The sequence below is a fragment of the Candidatus Kosakonia sp. 282A-S69 genome, assembly GCF_029433855.1.
Lineage (GTDB): Bacteria > Pseudomonadota > Gammaproteobacteria > Enterobacterales > Enterobacteriaceae > Kosakonia > Kosakonia cowanii_A.
Genome location: NZ_JAROAU010000005.1, coordinates 205,098 through 209,349, shown reverse-complemented (window position 1 = coordinate 209,349; position 4,252 = coordinate 205,098). Strand labels below are relative to the sequence as shown.

4 protein-coding genes and 4 tRNA genes are annotated in these 4,252 nt (G+C 50.4%); 1 reads left to right on the top strand and 7 read right to left on the bottom strand.

Features of this window, described 5'->3' with window-relative positions; all coding sequences use genetic code 11:
- The 5 genes from PU683_RS21975 to PU683_RS21955 form a co-directional block, all read right to left on the bottom strand.
- Positions 1–164: GTP-binding protein (locus tag PU683_RS21975; protein WP_001445782.1), on the bottom strand; the 164-nt coding region annotated here is incomplete at its 3' end.
- Between the two features lie 114 nt (positions 165–278).
- A tRNA-Thr gene (locus PU683_RS21970) sits at positions 279–354 on the bottom strand.
- A 5-nt stretch (positions 355–359) separates the two neighbouring features.
- Positions 360–434: transfer RNA gene (locus PU683_RS21965), tRNA-Gly, on the bottom strand.
- A 111-nt stretch (positions 435–545) separates the two neighbouring features.
- Positions 546–630 (bottom strand) — tRNA-Tyr (locus tag PU683_RS21960).
- An 8-nt stretch (positions 631–638) separates the two neighbouring features.
- A tRNA-Thr gene (locus tag PU683_RS21955) sits at positions 639–714 on the bottom strand.
- Positions 715–1,125: 411 nt separating this feature from the next.
- On the opposite strand from PU683_RS21955, the gene coaA reads away from it, so the two are divergent.
- The gene (gene coaA, locus PU683_RS21950) at positions 1,126–2,076 is read left to right on the top strand and encodes a type I pantothenate kinase (protein WP_034812588.1); all 951 of its coding nucleotides are present in this window, start codon (positions 1,126–1,128) and stop codon (positions 2,074–2,076) included.
- A gap of 30 nt (positions 2,077–2,106) precedes the next feature.
- On the opposite strand, the gene birA is transcribed toward coaA, so the two are convergent.
- Together birA and murB are read right to left on the bottom strand one after the other, a co-directional pair.
- Positions 2,107–3,069, bottom strand: a complete 963-nt coding sequence (gene birA / locus PU683_RS21945) for a bifunctional biotin--[acetyl-CoA-carboxylase] ligase/biotin operon repressor BirA (protein ID WP_277174649.1) — start codon at positions 3,067–3,069, stop codon at positions 2,107–2,109.
- A complete protein-coding gene (gene murB / locus PU683_RS21940; protein WP_277174648.1) occupies positions 3,066–4,094 on the bottom strand; it encodes a UDP-N-acetylmuramate dehydrogenase in 1,029 nt (342 codons plus the stop codon). The genes birA and murB overlap by 4 nt, the downstream gene beginning before the upstream one ends.
- Positions 4,095–4,252: the final 158 nt, after the last annotated feature.

Genomic DNA, 4,252 nt, shown 5'->3' with positions numbered 1-4,252 from the left:
TCCGGCGCGTTATCGATCTGGTCGAATGCGCGAGCAGCACCGCCGTAGGTCTTAGCCAGTACGGTAGTGATTGCAGCAGTCAGCGTTGTTTTACCATGGTCAACGTGGCCGATAGTACCGACGTTAACGTGCGGTTTTGTACGTTCAAACTTTTCTTTAGACATCGATTGTCCCTCTAAGACACGGATAAATCGGTGATATCACCACATCAACCAGGCAACATGCCCGACTCGTTGAATGCTAAATAACAGAAGAGAAACCAGGAAGGAGAAGTGAAGTGGTGCTGATACCCAGAGTCGAACTGGGGACCTCACCCTTACCAAGGGTGCGCTCTACCAACTGAGCCATATCAGCACGTCTGGAGCGGGCAGCGGGAATCGAACCCGCATCATCAGCTTGGAAGGCTGAGGTAATAGCCATTATACGATGCCCGCATCCTGAAACTCGGCTACCCAGTGCTTCTGTATTGCCGGGAGAAGATTCTCTCCCTGAGAGCTGATTCACTACTGACACCAACTCAGGTTACGTTTTAGCGTAACCGAAAATGGTGGTGGGGGAAGGATTCGAACCTTCGAAGTCTGTGACGGCAGATTTACAGTCTGCTCCCTTTGGCCGCTCGGGAACCCCACCGGACTTGATGGTGCCGACTACCGGAATCGAACTGGTGACCTACTGATTACAAGTCAGTTGCTCTACCTACTGAGCTAAGTCGGCATCAAGTAGCGCGCATTCTAGGGAGACCTGCGGAGGGATGCAACAAAAAAATTGCACAAAATGCTCTATCGCTCACATTTTGCACGACAACGCGAATAAATGCTGTAATTTCATGCAACACCGTGGAAAAAACCACCATTACTGCTCGCGAATTTGGTGCACTAAAAGGTCGGTTCATCCCCTTTCGTTTCCTTGCCTGGCTGCGCATTCTTCTTAATGGGCATCATCGATGGATGGGAAACCCTCTCCAGGGTGTGATTTTTCATATTATTCACTGTCATCTGGTGTTAACCTCCTGCCCATTGTTCCCACTTATTTAATAACGCCGAGCCATAGCATTATCTAAAGAGACGCTCTCGTTGCGCGCCGCCGGGCGCACCGCAGAGAGCCATGGCAGGCCGATAAAAGCGTATGAGTAAAAAAGAGCAAACGTTAATGACGCCTTACCTACAGTTTAATCGCAGCCAATGGGCTGCCCTTCGTGCTTCGGTTCCCATGACGCTGACCGAAGGTGAAATCGCAAGATTAAAAGGCATTAATGAAGACCTTTCTTTAGAAGAAGTGGCAGAAATTTATCTTCCCCTTTCCCGTTTACTCAATTTCTATATCAGCTCTAACTTGCGCCGCCAGGCTGTGCTTGAACAATTTCTTGGCACTAATGGGCAGCGCATTCCTTACATCATCAGTATTGCCGGAAGCGTGGCAGTAGGTAAAAGCACCACGGCGCGTGTGCTGCAAGCCTTGTTAAGTCGCTGGCCCGAGCATCGTCGCGTTGAACTCATTACTACCGATGGTTTTTTGCATCCAAACCAGGTGTTGAAAGATCGCGGCCTGATGAAGAAGAAAGGCTTTCCGCAATCTTATGATATGCATCGCCTTGTGAAATTCGTATCAGATATCAAATCGGGAGTGACCAATGTCACCGCGCCGGTCTATTCGCACCTTATTTATGATGTTATTCCGGATGGCGATAAAACGGTTGCTCAGCCCGATATTCTGATTCTTGAAGGATTGAACGTTCTGCAAAGCGGTATGGATTATCCTCATGACCCGCATCATGTATTTGTCTCTGACTTTGTCGATTTTTCAATATATGTCGATGCGCCTGAGGAGTTGCTGCAGAACTGGTATATCAACCGCTTCCTGAAATTCCGCGAAGGGGCGTTTACCAATCCGGATTCCTATTTCCACAACTATGCGAAATTATCGAAAGAGGAAGCTGTCGAGATCGCGCAATCGCTGTGGAAAGAAATTAACGGGCTAAATCTTAAAGAAAATATTCTTCCAACGCGCGAGCGGGCGAGCCTGATTATGACCAAAAGCGCTAATCATGCTGTTGAGGAAGTGCGTCTTCGTAAGTAATTAAAAGGGAGCATTTCTGCTCCCTTATTGTTATTCCGCGCTGCGCAGTGATATTTCTCCACCCACCCAGGGTTTAACCACACCATCCTGCTCAAGCAATAAAGCCCCCTGAGAATCGATGCCGCGAGAGATACCGAAAATCTCTTTCTCGCCAATAATCAATTTAACCGGTCGGTTGATAAAATTATCCAGTACTTCCCAGCGAGGAAGAAAAGGCGCAAGCCCCTCTTGTTCAAAGCAGTGCAGAGCGCTGCGTAACTCAGTGATAAGCCGGGCCGCAAGAACGTTTCGATCGATACGAACGCCCGCTTCCTGCAGATTGATCCACCCCTGATTGATCTCTCCTGCCTGCGCATTTCGCATGGCTAAATTCACACCGGCACCGATCACGATCTGTGCCGCATCGCCTGTTTTGCCCGTTAATTCGACGAGAATCCCTGCGAGTTTGCGATCCTGAAGATAGAGATCGTTAGGCCATTTAACCCTTACCTTATCGGCACCTAAGTCGCGCAATACTTCAGTCATGACAATGCCGATAACCAGACTTAAGCCGATAGCGGCAGCAGGGCCTTGTTCAAGACGCCAGTACATAGAGATATAGAGATTAGCGCCAAAGGGAGAAATCCATTTGCGGCCACGGCGACCGCGACCCGCCTGCTGATACTCGGCGACACAGGCATCTCCTGACTGCAATCCCGCAAGGCGATCCAGCAAATATTGGTTAGTGGAGTCAATGACCGGCAATACAGCTACACTCCCTTGATCAACTTCGCGCCGGATGAATTTCTCATCCAGCAGTTGAATAGGTTCAGGAAGGCTGTAGCCTTTTCCAGGCACGGTAAACACATCAACCCCCCAGTCCCGGAGCGTCTGTATATGTTTATTGATTGCAGCCCGGCTCATTCCCAGGCTTTCGCCAAGCTGTTCACCGGAGTGAAACTCGCCATCAGCCAGGAGCGAGATGAGCGTCAAGGGGATAGTATTATCTTTCACGCAATAACCTCCACGGCATTCACCTCACCGGCATGACCAATAAAGCGCACTTCTGGTTCCAGCCAGACGTTGAATTTTTCACCGACGCGTTTGCGCACTAAATGGGCAAGCTGAACTACATCATCACTTGTCGCCTGGCCAGCATTAATGAGCACCAGAGCCTGTAAATGATGAACGGCAGCTCCCCCTGTTGATGTCCCTTTCAACTGACATTGATCGATAAGCCAACCAGCGGCCAGTTTTACCGAGCCATCGGCCTGTGGGTAGTGCGGGGCCTGAGGATGAGCAGCCAGCAAAGCTATCGCCTGTTCCGCATTGATCACCGGGTTTTTGAAGAAGCTACCCGCGTTACCGTAAACTTTTGGGTCCGGCAGTTTAGTCATACGCATATGACACACAGCATCGAAGACCTGCTGAGGCGTGACCGTCGCAGGATCAAGCCGGTTTAACTCCCCGTAGGTAAGCACCGGTTGCCACGCTTTAATCAGACGCAGCCCTACAGCAGTGATCGCAACGCGATCCTGGTACTCATGCTTGAATATGCTGTCACGATAGCCAAAGCGGCACTCTTTTGCAGTTAACCGCTGGTGTTTGCCACTGCTCAGCTCCACGCAATCAACGTAATCACAGACACGCTGCAGCTCAACGCCATATGCGCCGATGTTCTGGATAGGTGAGGAACCCGTACAGCCTGGGATCAGCGCCAGGTTTTCGAGACCGGGCATGCCGCGCTCAAGCGTGAATTGCACAAGCTGATGCCAATTCTCACCGGCGCCAACGTGCAGAAGCCATGCATCAGCCTCTTCGCTAATCGTGATGCCTTTGATACGGTTGATGATGACGGTTCCGGCAAAATCCTCAAGGAAAAGCACATTACTGCCCTCTCCAAGGATCAGCACGGGTTGCTGATGCTCTACTGCACTCTGCCAGGCTTCCAGCAGTTGTTGGGTGTTCTCAGCGCATACGATGCGACGGGCATTATGCTCAATACCAAAGGTATTCCACGGCTTAAGGGAGAGATTCATTCACGCTATCCTGATGCAAAAACAGGGCTAGTTTACCGTATCCGAAGGGGGAGCGCTTGCGGTGTTTCAGAAAGACACAACGCAAAAAGCCTCATGCTTTCGCATGAGGCTTCCGGCTTATTTGATGCCTGGCAGTTCCCTACTCTCGCATGGGGAGA